The organism is Pseudomonas sp. NPDC089741 (assembly GCF_044748825.1).
In the GTDB taxonomy this organism is placed as follows: Bacteria; Pseudomonadota; Gammaproteobacteria; order Pseudomonadales; family Pseudomonadaceae; genus Aquipseudomonas; species Aquipseudomonas helmanticensis.
Window position 1 is genome coordinate 39836 of sequence record NZ_JBIVGT010000019.1, and the last position, 14622, is coordinate 54457.

14 protein-coding genes are annotated in these 14622 nt (G+C 60.5%); 10 read left to right on the forward strand and 4 right to left on the reverse strand.

Annotated elements, in window-relative coordinates; all coding sequences use genetic code 11:
- Positions 1-14: 14 nt before the first annotated feature.
- The 5 genes from ACIPZE_RS18390 to fdhA all read left to right on the forward strand — a co-directional run bounded on the left by ACIPZE_RS18390 (position 15) and on the right by fdhA (position 6552).
- Complete coding sequence (locus ACIPZE_RS18390; protein WP_400774420.1) at positions 15-344, forward strand: sarcosine oxidase subunit delta; 330 nt, start codon at positions 15-17, stop codon at positions 342-344.
- Entirely contained in the window at positions 341-3358 is a 3018-nt protein-coding gene (locus tag ACIPZE_RS18395) for a sarcosine oxidase subunit alpha (protein ID WP_283438534.1), read from the forward strand. The genes ACIPZE_RS18390 and ACIPZE_RS18395 overlap by 4 nt, the downstream gene beginning before the upstream one ends.
- Before the next feature lie 132 nt (positions 3359-3490).
- Positions 3491-4123, forward strand: a complete 633-nt coding sequence (locus ACIPZE_RS18400; protein WP_283438535.1) for a sarcosine oxidase subunit gamma — start codon at positions 3491-3493, stop codon at positions 4121-4123.
- A 218-nt stretch (positions 4124-4341) separates the two neighbouring features.
- Complete coding sequence (gene purU / locus ACIPZE_RS18405) at positions 4342-5199, forward strand: formyltetrahydrofolate deformylase (protein WP_025108559.1); 858 nt, start codon at positions 4342-4344, stop codon at positions 5197-5199.
- 153 nt (positions 5200-5352) lie between these two features.
- Positions 5353-6552: a formaldehyde dehydrogenase, glutathione-independent gene (gene fdhA / locus ACIPZE_RS18410; RefSeq protein ID WP_008086916.1), complete on the forward strand. Its 1200-nt coding sequence runs from the start codon at positions 5353-5355 to the stop codon at positions 6550-6552.
- A gap of 57 nt (positions 6553-6609) precedes the next feature.
- On the opposite strand, the gene ACIPZE_RS18415 is transcribed toward fdhA, so the two are convergent.
- The 3 genes from ACIPZE_RS18415 to ACIPZE_RS18425 all read right to left on the reverse strand — a co-directional run bounded on the left by ACIPZE_RS18415 (position 6610) and on the right by ACIPZE_RS18425 (position 8439).
- Positions 6610-6921 (reverse strand): hypothetical protein, encoded by a 312-nt coding sequence (locus tag ACIPZE_RS18415; RefSeq protein WP_283438537.1) that lies wholly within the window; start codon positions 6919-6921, stop codon positions 6610-6612.
- A 211-nt stretch (positions 6922-7132) separates the two neighbouring features.
- On the reverse strand, positions 7133-7807 hold the full coding sequence (locus tag ACIPZE_RS18420; RefSeq protein ID WP_400774424.1) for an anti-sigma factor domain-containing protein: 675 nt from the start codon (positions 7805-7807) through the stop codon (positions 7133-7135).
- Positions 7804-8439 carry an RNA polymerase sigma factor gene (locus ACIPZE_RS18425; RefSeq protein WP_400774427.1) on the reverse strand — a complete coding sequence of 212 codons (636 nt, stop codon included), beginning with the start codon at positions 8437-8439 and terminating at the stop codon, positions 7804-7806. The genes ACIPZE_RS18420 and ACIPZE_RS18425 overlap by 4 nt, the downstream gene beginning before the upstream one ends.
- A gap of 148 nt (positions 8440-8587) precedes the next feature.
- Between ACIPZE_RS18425 and ACIPZE_RS18430 the strand changes: the two genes are divergently transcribed.
- Complete coding sequence (locus ACIPZE_RS18430; RefSeq protein WP_129395815.1) at positions 8588-9145, forward strand: DUF2780 domain-containing protein; 558 nt, start codon at positions 8588-8590, stop codon at positions 9143-9145.
- A gap of 1 nt (position 9146) precedes the next feature.
- Here the strand turns inward: ACIPZE_RS18430 and ACIPZE_RS18435 are convergent, their stop codons facing one another.
- Positions 9147-10034 carry an acyltransferase gene (locus tag ACIPZE_RS18435; protein WP_400774429.1) on the reverse strand — a complete coding sequence of 296 codons (888 nt, stop codon included), beginning with the start codon at positions 10032-10034 and terminating at the stop codon, positions 9147-9149.
- 257 nt (positions 10035-10291) lie between these two features.
- Here ACIPZE_RS18435 and ACIPZE_RS18440 point away from each other — a divergent pair, with 257 nt between their 5' ends.
- From ACIPZE_RS18440 to creD, 4 genes are all read left to right on the forward strand, one after another.
- Entirely contained in the window at positions 10292-10795 is a 504-nt protein-coding gene (locus tag ACIPZE_RS18440; protein ID WP_053124525.1) for an ATP-dependent zinc protease, read from the forward strand.
- A gap of 72 nt (positions 10796-10867) precedes the next feature.
- Entirely contained in the window at positions 10868-11548 is a 681-nt protein-coding gene (creB, locus tag ACIPZE_RS18445; protein WP_129395813.1) for a two-component system response regulator CreB, read from the forward strand.
- Positions 11548-12966, forward strand: a complete 1419-nt coding sequence (gene creC, locus ACIPZE_RS18450) for a two-component system sensor histidine kinase CreC (protein WP_283438540.1) — start codon at positions 11548-11550, stop codon at positions 12964-12966. The genes creB and creC overlap by 1 nt, the downstream gene beginning before the upstream one ends.
- Positions 12967-13137: 171 nt before the next feature.
- Positions 13138-14505 (forward strand): cell envelope integrity protein CreD, encoded by a 1368-nt coding sequence (gene creD, locus ACIPZE_RS18455; RefSeq protein WP_400774432.1) that lies wholly within the window; start codon positions 13138-13140, stop codon positions 14503-14505.
- The last annotated feature ends 117 nt before the right edge of the window (positions 14506-14622 follow it).

Here is a 14622-nt window from a genome sequence, read left to right on the forward strand (position 1 = left end):
CAGGAGAAATCCCCATGTTGCATATCTTCTGTCCTCACTGCGGCGAACTGCGCTCCGAAGAGGAATTCCACGCATCCGGTCAGGCGCACATTCCGCGCCCGCTCGACCCTGGCGCCTGCACCGACGAGGAGTGGGGCGACTACATGTTTTTCCGCGATAACCCGCGCGGTCTGCACCACGAACTGTGGGATCACATTGCCGGTTGCCGTCAGTACTTCAACGTCACTCGCGACACTGTGACCTACGAGATTCTCGAGACCTACAAGATCGGCACCAAGCCGCAATTCACCGACAAGGCTGATTCTGCGAAAACAGCCACGACGGCGCTGGGAGAGAAGGTATGAGCCAGACCAATCGCCTGTCCAACGGTGGACGGATCGACCGCAACAAAGTGCTGAGCTTCACCTTCAACGGTCAGAGCTACAAAGGCTTCGAGGGTGACTCGCTGGCCGCCGCGCTGATCGCCAACGGCGTCGACATCATTGGTCGCAGCTTCAAGTATTCGCGTCCGCGCGGGATCTTCGCCGCCGGTGCCGAAGAGCCGAACGCGGTGCTGCAGATCGGCGCGACAGAAGCTACGCAGATCCCCAACGTGCGCGCCACGCAACAGGCGCTGTATCAAGGTCTGGTTGCGACCAGCACCAACGGCTGGCCGAGCGTCAACAACGACATGATGGGCATTCTCGGCAAGGTCGGCGGCAAGCTGATGCCGCCGGGTTTCTACTACAAAACCTTCATGTACCCGCAATCGTTCTGGATGACCTACGAGAAGTACATTCGCAAGGCTGCCGGTCTGGGCCGTTCGCCGACCGAAGTCGATCCGGACACTTACGACTACATGAACCAGCATTGCGACGTGCTGATCGTCGGTGCTGGCCCTGCCGGTCTCGCGGCTGCATTGGCAGCGGCGCGCAGCGGTGCCCGAGTGATTCTTGCCGATGAGCAGGAAGAATTCGGCGGCAGCCTGCTCGACTCGCGTGAAAGCCTCGATGGCAAACCGGCGATGGATTGGGTCACCAGTGTCATCACTGAACTGAAGAACACCCCGGACGTGCTGCTGTTGCCGCGCGCCACGGTCAACGGTTACCACGACCACAACTTCCTGACCATTCACGAGCGTCTTACCGATCACCTCGGTGACCGTGCGCCAATCGGTCAGGTGCGTCAGCGTATTCACCGTGTCCGCGCCAAGCGTGTGGTGCTAGCGACCGGCGCTTGCGAGCGTCCGCTGGTTTACGGCAACAACGACGTGCCGGGCAACATGCTTGCCGGAGCGGTGTCGACTTACGTGCGTCGTTATGGCGTGGCACCGGGCAAGAAGCTCGTTCTATCGACCAACAACGATCACGCTTATCGCGTTGCTCTGGATTGGCTCGACGCCAGTCTGCAAGTGGTGGCCATCGCCGATGCGCGCAGTAATCCTCGTGGTGCGCTGGTGGAAGAGGCGCGTGCCAAAGGCATCCGCATTCTGACTGGCAGTGCCGTGATCGAAGCCCGTGGCAGCAAGCGTGTGACCGCTGCCCGCGTTGCCGCGATCGATGTCAAAGCGCACGCCGTGACCAGCCCGGGCGAATGGCTCGACTGCGACGTGATCGCCAGTTCCGGCGGTTACAGCCCGGTCGTTCACTTGGCCTCGCACCTCGGTGGCAAGCCGACCTGGCGTGAAGACATCCTCGGTTTCGTACCGGGCGAAGCCCCGCAGAAACGTGTGTGCGTCGGTGGCATCAACGGCGTATACGGTCTCGGCGATTCGCTCGCTGACGGTTTTGAAGGCGGCGTACGTGCTGCCGCTGAAGCCGGTTTCCAGACTGTTGAAGGCGTGCTGCCGAAAGCCCTGAGCCGTCATGAAGAACCGACGCTGGCGCTGTTCCAGGTGCCGCATGAAAAGAACACCGCACGGGCGCCGAAGCAATTCGTCGACCTGCAAAATGACGTGACCGCTGCAGCGATCGAGTTGGCGACCCGCGAAGGTTTCGAGTCGGTCGAGCACGTCAAACGCTACACCGCGCTGGGCTTCGGCACCGATCAGGGCAAGCTCGGCAACGTCAACGGTCTGGCCATCGCGGCCCGCTCGCTGAACGTGACCATCCCGCAGATGGGCACCACGATGTTCCGCCCGAACTACACGCCGGTGACTTTCGGCGCCGTCGCCGGTCGTCACTGTGGGCACATTTTCGAGCCGGTGCGTCATACCGCGCTGCACGCCTGGCATGTGAAGAACGGCGCCGAGTTTGAAGACGTCGGTCAGTGGAAGCGTCCTTGGTACTTCCCGAAAAACGGCGAAGACCTGCATGCCGCCGTGAAGCGCGAATGCAAAGCCGTGCGCGACAGCGTCGGCCTGCTCGACGCCTCGACCCTCGGCAAGATCGACATTCAAGGCCCGGATGCCCGCGAGTTCCTCAACCGCGTGTACACCAACGCCTGGACCAAACTTGACGTGGGCAAGGCTCGCTACGGTTTGATGTGCAAAGAAGACGGCATGGTCTTCGACGACGGTGTCACGGCGTGTCTTGCCGACAACCATTTCGTCATGACCACCACCACCGGCGGCGCGGCGCGCGTGCTGCAATGGCTGGAGCTGTACCACCAGACCGAATGGCCGGACATGAAGGTTTACTTCACCTCCGTCACCGACCACTGGGCGACCATGACCCTGTCCGGGCCGAACAGCCGCAAGCTGCTCAGCGCCGTGACCGACATTGATCTAAGCAACGAAGCGTTCCCGTTCATGACCTGGAAAGAAGGTCTGGTCGGCGGTGTGCCGGCGCGGGTGTTCCGCATCTCGTTTACCGGTGAACTGTCGTACGAAGTCAACGTGCAGGCCGACTATGCGATGGGCGTGCTGGAGAAAATCGTCGAGGCCGGCAAGCAGTACAACCTGACCCCGTACGGCACTGAAACCATGCACGTCCTGCGCGCCGAGAAGGGTTTCATCATTGTCGGTCAGGACACTGACGGTTCGATGACCCCGGACGACTTGAACATGGGCTGGTGCGTCGGTCGCACCAAACCGTTCTCGTGGATCGGCCAGCGTGGCATGAACCGTGAAGACTGCGTGAAGGATCAGCGTAAGCAACTGGTCGGCTTGAAGCCGATCGATCCGAACGTGTGGCTGCCGGAAGGTGCGCAGTTGGTGTTCAACACCAAGCAGGCGATTCCGATGACCATGGTCGGCCACGTGACCTCCAGCTACGCGCACAACTCCCTCGGTTATTCGTTTGCCATGGGTGTGGTCAAGGGCGGTCTGAAGCGCCTCGGTGAGCGGGTGTTTGCACCGCTGGCGGATGGCAGCGTGATCGAGGCGGAGATTGTTTCTTCGGTGTTCTTCGACCCGAAGGGTGATCGCCAGAACATCTGACACTGATCGTTCCCACGCTCTGCGTGGGAATGCATCCCGGGACGCTCTGCGTCCCAAGAGCGGACGCCGAGCGTCCATGGCGGCATTCCCACGCAGAGCGTGGGAACGATCAAGAATTCAGGAAGGTGCTTTATGACCACAGCCAATATTTACCAACAACGCCCGACTACCGGCGCCAAGGCCGAGTCGTCGCTGCAGCATGCCGACCTCGCCAGCCTGGTCGGCAAGGGCCGCAAAAACGCCGGCGTGATCGTGCGGGAAAAGAAACTCCTCGGCCATCTGACCATTCGTGGCGACGGCCACGATGCCGCGTTCGCCGCCGGTGTGCACAAGGCCTTGGGCATCGAACTGCCTGGCGCCCTCAGCGTCATCGTCAAAGGTGAAACCAGCCTGCAATGGATGGGCCCGGACGAATGGCTGCTGATCGTGCCAAGCGGTGAGGAATTCGCTGCTGAACAGAAACTGCGTGAAGCGCTGGGCGATCTGCACATCGCGATCGTCAACGTCAGTGGCGGCCAGCAAGTGCTCGAACTGAGCGGGCCGAATGTGCGTCAGGTGCTGATGAAATCGACCAGCTATGACGTGCACCCGAACAGTTTTCCGGTGGGTAAAGCGGTCGGCACGGTGTTCGCCAAGTCGCAGTTGATGATTCGACATACCGCTGAAGACACCTGGGAACTGCTGATTCGTCGTAGCTTCTCGGATTACTGGTGGTTGTGGTTGCAGGATGCTTCGGCTGAGTACGGCCTCAGCGTCCAGGCCTGATAGATCAAGAGCCACCCCCTCACCCCAGCCCTCTCCCCCAGGGGGGAGAGGGGGAAAGGGAGCCGATCTCGGGTGTTTTTGCGATCTGCATTCACCTTCAGATTTTCAGGTCGGCGTAGCTCGAACCAACACCACGGTCAGTCCCCTCTCCCTCTGGGAGAGGGCTAGGGTGAGGGAAAAACCTGACACCCCGCACAAAGAACAGGAGCCACCGCACCATGAGCCGCGCCCCAGACACATGGATTCTGACCGCCGACTGCCCCAGCGTCCTCGGCACCGTGGACGCGGTGACGCGTTTTCTGTTCGAGCAGGGTTGCTACGTCACCGAGCACCATTCGTTCGATGACCGCCTCTCCGGGCGTTTTTTCATCCGCGTGGAATTCCGTCAGCCTGACGGTTTCGACGAGCAATCCTTCCGCGCAGGCCTCGCCGAACGTGGCCAGGCCTTCGGCATGATCTTCGAACTGACGGCGCCGAACTACCGGCCGAAAGTGGTGATCATGGTTTCCAAAGCCGATCACTGCCTCAACGACTTGCTCTACCGCCAGCGCATCGGCCAGTTGTCGATGGACGTTGCGGCGGTGGTCTCCAATCACCCTGACCTCAAGCCGCTGGCCGACTGGCACCAGATTCCCTACTACCATTTCCCCCTCGACCCCAACGACAAGCCGTCGCAGGAGCGTCAGGTGTGGCAGGTGATCGAAGACTCCGGCGCCGAACTGGTGATCCTCGCCCGCTACATGCAGGTGCTGTCGCCGGAGTTGTGCCGCAAGCTCGATGGCAAGGCGATCAACATTCATCACTCGTTGCTGCCGGGTTTCAAGGGCGCCAAGCCGTATCACCAGGCCTACAACAAGGGCGTGAAACTGGTGGGCGCGACGGCGCATTACATCAACAACGATCTCGATGAAGGGCCGATCATTGCCCAAGGCGTCGAGGCGGTGGATCACAGTCATTACCCTGAGGATTTGATTGCCAAGGGGCGCGATATCGAAGGCCTGACGCTGGCGCGGGCCGTGGGTTATCACATTGAGCGGCGCGTGTTCCTGAACGCCAATCGCACCGTCGTTCTCTAGATCGCTAAAAGATCGCAGCCTTCGGCAGCTCCTACAGGAGGGTGCGATTCATGTAGGAGCTGCCGAAGGCTGCGATCTTTTGATTTACCGAGCATTTAACGCGCTGCCTGCCTGGGCAACGCGGTTCCATAAAAACAACAGCGAGGTGAAAGCATGTCTGGCAATCGTGGTGTGGTGTATCTCGGCGCGGGCAAGGTCGAAGTACAGAAAATCGACTATCCGAAAATGCAGGACCCGCGCGGTCGCAAGATCGAGCACGGGGTCATTCTCAAAGTGGTTTCCACCAACATCTGCGGCTCCGACCAACACATGGTGCGCGGCCGTACCACGGCGCAGACCGGTCTGGTGCTGGGCCACGAAATCACCGGCGAGGTGATCGAAAAAGGCTCCGACGTCGAAAACCTGAAAATCGGTGATCTGGTCTCGGTACCGTTCAACGTTGCATGCGGGCGCTGCCGTTCCTGCAAAGAGCAACACACCGGCGTCTGCCTGACCGTCAACCCGGCCCGAGCCGGCGGTGCTTACGGTTACGTCGACATGGGCGACTGGACCGGTGGCCAGGCCGAATACGTGCTGGTGCCGTACGCCGACTTCAACCTGCTGAAACTGCCGGACCGGGACAAGGCCATGGAGAAAATCCGCGACCTGACTTGCCTCTCCGACATCCTCCCGACCGGTTACCACGGCGCCGTGACAGCGGGCGTCGGCCCGGGCAGCACCGTGTACATTGCCGGTGCCGGCCCGGTCGGTCTGGCAGCCGCAGCTTCTGCGCGTCTGCTGGGTGCGGCGGTGGTGATCATCGGCGACGTCAACACCATCCGCCTGGCTCACGCCAAGGCTCAAGGTTTTGAAATTGTTGACCTGTCGAAAGACGCACCTTTGCACGAACAGATCGCCGCGTTGTTGGGCGAACCGGAAGTAGATTGCGCGGTGGACTGCGTCGGTTTCGAAGCCCGCGGTCACGGCCATGACGGTGCCAAATCGGAAGCACCGGCCACCGTACTCAACTCGCTGATGGGCGTGGTCCGCGTGGCGGGCAAGATCGGTATTCCGGGCCTGTATGTCACCGAAGATCCGGGTGCCGTCGACGCTGCGGCAAAAATGGGCAGCCTGAGCATTCGCTTCGGTCTGGGCTGGGCCAAGTCGCACAGCTTCCACACCGGTCAGACCCCGGTGATGAAGTACAACCGCCAACTGATGCAGGCGATCATGTGGGATCGCATCAACATTGCCGAAGTGGTGGGCGTGCAGGTGATCAGCCTCGATCAGGCGCCAGAAGGTTACGGCGAGTTCGATGCGGGCGTGCCGAAGAAGTTTGTGATTGATCCGCACAAATTGTTTAGTGCGGCGTAAGTTTCGCTCCCATGAAAAAGGGCAACCTGTCGGGTTGCCCTTTTTTTACGTTGGTTTTTATTCTTTGAACGAGCATTTGCTGGCGTCACCGTCAGCAGTAGCACAGTCATCACCTTTCCAGTTGCTCCCGGTGGCTTTAACCGGGGTCTCGTTTCGATAACTGATCGAGGCGCCGCGATCGCCCTTACCTTCATACCGGCAAATAACCACCGATTTTGGTGTGTCTTTGTCTTTAAGGCGTGCGGAAGTGAAGGTGAGATCGTCGGCGTCTTGAGATTGGCTCACCGAGACTGTCGGGCAAGTAGCGGCATAGGCGGTACTCATCATGGCCAGACTCATCAGGACACCCGTGATAACTTTCAGCTTCATCATTTGTACTCCGTTACATAAATGGGAGCCGCAATACTCGCGTGGATGATGGTTGTCGCCTACTGTCAGATCTGACAGGTTTATAGTTCGTTTTGAAATATCGATTCACATGGCGTGCAACTAAAGGGGCTAAAAGATCGCAGCCTTCGGCAGCTCCTACACCAATCTATGTAGGAGCTGCCGAAGGCTGCGATCTTTTGATCTTCCGCAATTAGAGGGCTGCCAAAGCACCCTGATAAAGAACCGGTCCAGTCGGCTGCCCGGTCGGCGAACCACCCTTCGGTTCCAGACTCACCGCCAGCGCAATCGGCTTCCCGATCAGAGTCTTCTGCGCCTCGCTCAACTCGACCTTGCCCTTGCCACCCGCCGGGATCACACCCAGCGAGATCGGTTTGCCGTCGGCAGGGATTGCCCACAGTTCCAGGCTGCGATCAGGCGCGACGGAGGCCAGTGTCAGCGGCTCCACTTGCAGATAATCCGCATGCGCCTCGACCTTCAGCGCCGGTTGCGCCTCGGCGGTCAGCAGGGTGGCGCTGTAGCGGGTGTCGTCGCGGTTGTACAGCGAACCGAGGAACACCAGCACGACAATCGAGCAAGCTGCCGCCGAGAGTCGTAGCCAATTCCAGAACGGACGTTTCTCGGGGACATGCAGCACTTGCGGTTCGATGCGCGCGGTGATGCCTTGCCACACGCGGTCCGGCACCGGATGTTCCGGCACGGATTCGGTGAGGCTGACCAGCGCTTCCTGCCACTGCGCCAGTTCGGCACGCAACGCAGGGTCATCCAGCAGCAATTGTTCAAAACGCCGACGTGCAGGCGCAGGCATCAGGCCGATGGCGTAATCGGCGGCGAGGGCGCGGCGCAGGGCGGGGGTCTGGTAGTTCATGATTCAAGGCACCGGCGCAAGCGTTCCATGCCGCGGCGGATCCATGATTTGACCGTCCCCAGCGGTGTCGCGAGGTGTTCGGCGAGTTCCGTACACGACAATCCCTGAAAGTAGGCCACAGTGATCGACTGGCGCTGCATGCTTTCAAGCGTTTCCAGGCAACGGTTCAACGCATGAGCCTCACGGGCGCTGTCCAGTTGTTCGTGAGCCGAAGGACTGGCGTCCGGCAGCGCGTCCTGTTCCACATCGGTCAGCGGGCGCTCGCGCTGTTTGCGCAACTGGTCGATGGCCTGATTGCGGGTGATGTTGATCATCCATGTCAGCGGCGCCGACAAGTGCGCTTGATAGCGCGAGGCGTTGTTCCAGATGCGCACGAAGGCTTCCTGCAACACTTCTTCAGCCAGATCCGCGCGGCCCATGAAACGCAGGGCCACGCCGTGCAGGCGCGGGCCGACGCTGCGGTAGAGGGTTTCGAAGGCGCGACGGTCACCCAGTGAACACTGGGCCAACAGCTGTCGCAACTGATCGGTGTCGGCGGTGGAAATAGCGACTCTCCAGGCAAATGTCGGGCGACGAGGGCGCAGCTCGGGCTGTTCACAGGCTAGTTCAGCGATAGCGGTTGTGCCATTCATCGCGGCAATTCCAGGGTTTCACGATTCATATACGTGGGTATGATGAAAATGGATGCGCAGGCGAGGAACATGCCCGCGAGTCCCCGGTCAAACCGGCAGTTTTATCGTCCATCGACGGACGGTTTTCACAGCGCAAGAGGATGTCTGAATGAAGATTTCACGCGGTATTGCCATGGCTTCGCTGATGACCCTTGCGGCCAGCCCGGTGTTTGCCGGTTTCAGCCTGGACGATGTGACCAAGGCAGCTTCAAGCATGCAGGGCGGCAACGCGGCCACTGCTGCGGCACCGACATCGGAAACCGCTGGCCTGCTGCAAGCGGTCACCGGTCTGGGGGTTACCCCTCAGCAAGCCGTCGGCGGCACCAGTGCAATGCTTGGCCTGGCCAAGAACCAGTTGAGCAGCACCGATTATTCGCAGTTGGCCAAAGAAGTGCCGGGCATCGACAAGCTGTCGGGCGGTAGCGGCAACCTGGCAGCGTTGAGCGGGTTGTTGGGTTCGTCGGGCAAGTCGGCCGGTCTGGAAAACGCACTGGGCAACGTCAAGAACACCAGTGACCTGAACAACGCCTTCGGCGCGTTGGGCATGGACAGCGGCATGGTCGGCCAGTTTGCCCCGGTGTTGCTCAAGTATCTGGGTGACCAAGGCGTCGGCGGCCCGCTGCTGCAAAGCCTTGGCAGCATCTGGGGCGCCGGCACCGGTAGCTGATTCAGCGCCGCTCGCTGTGCAACTCGGCGATGCGTCGATCCTTGTCGTTCCAGAGCTGGTTGACCCAGTTCTGGACCGTCTGGCGAAACGCCGGATCGTTCTCGTAATCGCCCTGCCACAGCGCCGGGTCGAGTTCGCGGGTCTGGATGTCGATGATCACGCGCGGCACGGCGCCGCTGATCAAATCCCAGAACCCCGGAATTTTCTCCTGTGGATAAACCACAGTGACATCGAGAATCGCATCCAGCTGTTCACCCATCGCCGCCAAGACAAACGCCACGCCGCCAGCCTTGGGCTTGAGCAAGTGGTTGAACGGTGATTGTTGCTCGGCGCTTTTCGCCGCCGTGTAGCGCGTGCCTTCCAGATAATTCACCACGGTCACCGGCTGTCGCTTGAACAGCTCGCAGGCCTGTTTGGTGATCTCCAGATCCTTGCCCGCCAGCTCGGGGTTCTTCGCCAGAAAGGCCTTGGTGTAGCGCTTCATGAACGGGTAATCCAGCGCCCACCACGCCAGCCCCAGAAACGGCACCCAGATCAGTTCTTTCTTGAGGAAGAATTTGAAGAACGGCGTGCGCCGGTTCAGCGTCTGGATCAGCGCCGGGATGTCGACCCACGATTGGTGGTTGCTGACCACCAGGTACGAGGTGTCGCCACGCAGATCCTCGCCACCGCGAATGTCCCACTGAGTGGGGATGCACAGGCGGAAAATCAGCTTGTCGATCTCGGCCCAGGTCTCGGCGATCCACATCACCGCCGACGACGCATAGTCGCGCCAGCGGCCCGGGGCGACCAGTTTGAGCAGGGCAAACACCAGCAACGGCCCGATCAGGATCAGGGTGTTGAGCAACAGCAGCAAGGTGACGAAACAGCCGGTGAGCAGGCGGCGCATAAGCAACTCTTTGCAAACGGATGGGCGCGCCATGATAAGCAGCTTCGCGCGGCAGGCCAAATCAACGCTGACGAATGTTTCACTTTAGTCGCGTTAACCTGATCGTTCCCACGCTCTGCGTGGTAACGCCGCCCGGGACGCTCCGCGTCCCTGTGACGCAGAGCGTCACTGGATGCATGCCCACGCAGAGCGTGGGAACGATCAAGCGCGCAACGGTCTAAAATTCCGTTGCCTAACTCCCCAAGGAAGCCCCTTACGTGAAATCCCTCCTTGCACTGTTTGCCCTCGTCGCCCTGCCGGTCATGGCCGCCGAGCCGACCCTGTACGGGCGCTACGAATACATCGCGCTGCCGGAAATCGGCGGCGAAGTGCTCAAGGCCAAGATGGACACCGGCGCGCTGACTGCCTCGCTGTCGGCCAAGGACATCGAAACCTTCACCCGCGATGGCGAGGATTGGGTGCGTTTCCGCCTCGGCACCAAGGACGCCAGCAACAAGGTCTACGAACACAAGGTCGCGCGGATCAGCAAGATCAAGAGCCGCTCGGATGAAGAGGACGAGGGCGAAAGCACCGAAGTCGCCAAGCGCCCGGTGGTCGACCTGGAGCTGTGCCTGGGCGACGTCAAGCGTACCGTAGAGGTCAACCTGACCGACCGCAGCAACTTCAATTATCCGCTGCTGATCGGTGCCAAAGCCTTGCGCGAGTTCGGTGCGGCAGTCAACCCGGCGCGGCGCTTCACGGCTGACAAACCGGACTGCTGAGCCAAGTGGTCTCATTGACGTAACGTCAGGCTTGGGGCACCGTTCGCGCACTCAACCACGGGCTCGGACGCCATGCCTCATATCCTGATTGTCGAAGACGAAGCGGCGATTGCCGACACGCTGATTTTTGCCTTGCAGGGCGAGGGTTTCAGCACCACGTGGCTGAGCCTTGGCGCAGCGGCGCTGGAGCATCAGCGACAGACCCCGGCCGATCTGATCATCCTCGACATCGGCCTGCCGGACATCAGCGGTTTCGAGACCTGCAAACAGCTGCGGCGTTTCAGCGAAGTGCCGGTGTTGTTCCTCAGCGCCCGTGATGCCGAGATTGATCGCGTGGTCGGGCTGGAGATCGGCGCTGACGACTACGTGGTCAAGCCGTTCAGCCCGCGCGAAGTCGCGGCGCGGGTCAAGGCGATCCTCAAACGCATGGCGCCACGTCCCGCCATCGAGGCCGCTTCGGCGCTGTTTCGCATTGATCCCGAGCGCGTGCAGATCAGCTATCGAGGCCAGCCGCTGAGCCTGACCCGCCACGAATTCCGTCTGCTGCAATGCCTGCTCGAACAACCCGAGCGGGTGTTCAGCCGCGAACAATTGCTCGACGCGCTGGGCGTGGCGGCCGATGCCGGTTACGAGCGCAGCATCGACAGCCACATCAAGAGCCTGCGCGCCAAGTTGCGGCTGGTGCGTGCCGCCGCCGAGCCGATCCAGACCCATCGCGGCCTCGGCTACAGCTATAGTCCGGGGCACAGCTGATGTCGTTGGGCCTGCGGATATTTCTGGTGTATGTGCTGTTTATCGGCCTCACCGGTTATTTCGTGCTCAATACGGTAATGGAAGAAATCCGTCCCGGCGTGCGTCAGTCCACCGAAGAAACCCTGGTGGACACCGCGAACCTGATGGCGGAAATCCTTCGTGACGACTTCAAGGCCGGCACCCTCAGCGAGAATCGCTGGCCGCAGTTGCTGCGCGCCTATGGCGAACGCCAGCCGCAAGCGACGATCTGGGGCTTGCCGAAAAATCAGGTCAACCACCGCATCTACGTAACTGACGCCAAGGGCATCGTCGTCCTCGACTCCAGCGGGGTGGCGGTCGGTCAGGATTACTCGCGCTGGAACGACGTCTACCTGACCCTGCGCGGTGAGTACGGCGCGCGCTCGAGCCGCAGCGATCCGAATGACGCCAACTCTTCGGTAATGCACGTCGGCGCGCCGATTCGCGATAACGGCAAAATCATCGGCGTGGTCACCGTGGCCAAGCCCAACAGTTCATTGCAGCCTTATGTCGATCGCACCGAGCGGCGCTTGCTGTTTTACGGCGCGGGTCTGATCGGCCTCGGTCTGCTCTTCGGTGCATTACTGTCGTGGTGGCTGAGCCGTGCGCTGCATCGTTTGACCGGTTACGCCCAAGCCGTCAGCGAAGGTCGGCGGGTGGAAGTGCCGCATTATCGCGGCGGTGAACTGGAACAACTCGCCACCGCTGTGGAACAGATGCGCACGCAACTGGAAGGCAAGGCCTACGTCGAGCGTTATGTGCACACACTGACCCATGAATTGAAGAGCCCGCTGGCGGCGATTCGTGGCGCCGCCGAGTTGCTGCAAGGGGAAATGCAGCCGGTTCAGCGCCTGCGGTTTGTCGGCAACATCGACAGTGAAAGCGCGCGGATGCAGCAGTTGATCGAGCGGTTGCTGAATCTGGCGCAAGTCGAACAACGCCAAGGCCTGGAAGAACGGGTCGCGGTGCCACTGGCGGTGTTGGTGGATGAGTTGTTGCAGGCGCAGGCCGCGCGGATTGAAGGTAAACAGCTGCGGATCGAGCAGATGATTGCGGCGGATCTGCTGTTGACGGGCGAGCCGTTTCTGTTGCGCCAGGCGCTGGGCAATCTGCTGGAGAATGCCCTCGATTTCACCCCTCGAGAGGGGTTGTTGCGTTTCAGTGCCGAGCGGGTTGACGAGCAGATCGAGTTTCGTCTGTTCAATGAAACTGCGCCGATTCCTGACTACGCTTTGCCGCGTCTGACTGAGCGCTTCTACTCGTTGCCGCGTCCGGACAGTGGGCGCAAAAGCACGGGGTTGGGGCTTAACTTCGTTGAAGAAGTGGTCAAGTTGCATGGTGGGGTGATGCGGATTCGCAATGTCGAGAACGGGGTTGAAGTGAGATTGCGCTTGCCTTGATACCGAGGTGCGGCTATTGCGAGCTGGCTCACTCCTACAGTTTGGAATGCGTTCCCCTGTAGGAGCTGCCGAAGGCTGTGATCTTTTGATCCCCACACAAACTCCACAATCTCCCCACATTCCTCCCACAACCAATCACCAGACTCTGCCCATCCAAACAGGGAGAGTCCCATGAACAAGAATCTGACAATAAAGCTCGGCGCCATTGCCCTGCTGATCCTGCTGCTGTTGATCCCGTTGCTGATGATTGATGGCGTTATCGATGAGCGCCAACAACTGCGCGACGGCGTACTCGAAGACATTGCCCGCAGTTCCAGTTACAGCCAGCAACTGAGCGGGCCGGTGATGGTGGTGCCGTATCGCAAAGTGGTACGCACGTGGAAAACCAACGAAAAAACCAATCAGCGTTATGAAGACATCGGCGAAGAGCGCGGACGTCTGTATTTCTTGCCGGAGCGTTTCGAACTCGACGGGCAGGTGCAAACCGAGCTGCGCAAGCGTGGCATTTACGAGGCGCGGCTGTTCCACGCGGATAACCGTATCAATGGGCATTTCTCGTTGCCGGCCCAGTTGGGCATCAAGGAAAACTTCGCCGACTACCAGTTCGACGCGCCGTTTCTCGCCGTGGGCATCAGCGATATTCGCGGGATCGAAAACGCGCTGAAACTGGAACTCGACGGTCAGCGCCTGGACTTTGTGCCAGGTACCGAGGTCGGCTGGCTCGGTCAAGGTGTGCGGGTAGCACTGCCAGTGCTCGACACCAGCAAACCTGTGGAAATGGCCTTCGCTTTCGACCTGCGCCTGCAGGGCACGGGTTCGTTGCAGGTGTTGCCGGTGGGCAAGACCAGCAGCGTCAGCCTCGCCGCCAACTGGCCGCATCCGAGTTTCGTCGGCAACTTTCTGCCGGCCAAGCGCGAGATCAACGATCAGGGTTTCAGCGCCGATTGGCAGACTTCGTTTTTCTCCACCAACCTGCAAGAGGCGATGGAGCGCTGCGTGCTCGGCGACTGCGAGGCGTTCAACGGGCGCAGTTTCGGGGTGAGTTTCATCGACCCGGTGGATCAGTATCTGAAGAGTGACCGGGCGATCAAATATGCCTTGCTGTTCATCGTCCTGACGTTCGCCGGTTTCTTCCTCTTCGAAGTGCTCAAGAGCCTGGCGGTGCACCCGGTGCAGTACGCGTTGGTCGGTGTCGCGCTGGCGTTCTTTTATCTGTTGTTGCTGTCGTTGTCCGAGCACATCGGCTTTGCCCTCGCGTATCTGCTGTCGGCCAGTGGTTGTGTGTTGTTGATCGGCTTTTATGTCTGCCACGTGTTGCACAGCGTGCGCCACGGCTTGAGTTTTTCGGCGGGGTTGGCGGCGTTGTATGGCCTGCTGTATGGGTTGCTGAGTGCCGAGGATTACGCGCTGTTGATGGGCTCGTTGTTGCTGTTCGGTTTGCTCGGGGTGTTCATGGTGCTGACGCGCAAACTGGATTGGTACGGGATTGGGCAGAAACCGGCCAAGCCGTTGGCGTTTGATATCGGGGTGGTGGAATGAGCCGGTCGTTGGGGTTGCGCGAGGATCAGCGCTGGAAGGATGAGTTGGTGACGCGGATTATCGGCTATTTGCCTGTGGAACCGAGGTGGTGCATTCGCGAGCAGGCTCGCTCCTACA

Bases quoted from the DNA above. Each gene is read 5' to 3' on its own strand.
- creB (WP_129395813.1), top strand. From the start codon at position 10,868: ATGCCTCATATCCTGATTGTCGAAGACGAAGCGGCGATTGCCGACACG.
- ACIPZE_RS18395 (WP_283438534.1), top strand. From the start codon at position 341: ATGAGCCAGACCAATCGCCTGTCCAACGGTGGACGGATCGACCGCAAC.
- creD (WP_400774432.1), top strand. From the start codon at position 13,138: ATGAACAAGAATCTGACAATAAAGCTCGGCGCCATTGCCCTGCTGATC.
- ACIPZE_RS18390 (WP_400774420.1), top strand. From the start codon at position 15: ATGTTGCATATCTTCTGTCCTCACTGCGGCGAACTGCGCTCCGAAGAG.
- purU (WP_025108559.1), top strand. From the start codon at position 4,342: ATGAGCCGCGCCCCAGACACATGGATTCTGACCGCCGACTGCCCCAGC.
- ACIPZE_RS18420 (WP_400774424.1), bottom strand. From the start codon at position 7,807: ATGAACTACCAGACCCCCGCCCTGCGCCGCGCCCTCGCCGCCGATTAC.
- ACIPZE_RS18400 (WP_283438535.1), top strand. From the start codon at position 3,491: ATGACCACAGCCAATATTTACCAACAACGCCCGACTACCGGCGCCAAG.
- fdhA (WP_008086916.1), top strand. From the start codon at position 5,353: ATGTCTGGCAATCGTGGTGTGGTGTATCTCGGCGCGGGCAAGGTCGAA.
- creC (WP_283438540.1), top strand. From the start codon at position 11,548: ATGTCGTTGGGCCTGCGGATATTTCTGGTGTATGTGCTGTTTATCGGC.
- ACIPZE_RS18435 (WP_400774429.1), bottom strand. From the start codon at position 10,034: ATGCGCCGCCTGCTCACCGGCTGTTTCGTCACCTTGCTGCTGTTGCTC.
- ACIPZE_RS18430 (WP_129395815.1), top strand. From the start codon at position 8,588: ATGAAGATTTCACGCGGTATTGCCATGGCTTCGCTGATGACCCTTGCG.
- ACIPZE_RS18415 (WP_283438537.1), bottom strand. From the start codon at position 6,921: ATGAAGCTGAAAGTTATCACGGGTGTCCTGATGAGTCTGGCCATGATG.
- ACIPZE_RS18425 (WP_400774427.1), bottom strand. From the start codon at position 8,439: ATGAATGGCACAACCGCTATCGCTGAACTAGCCTGTGAACAGCCCGAG.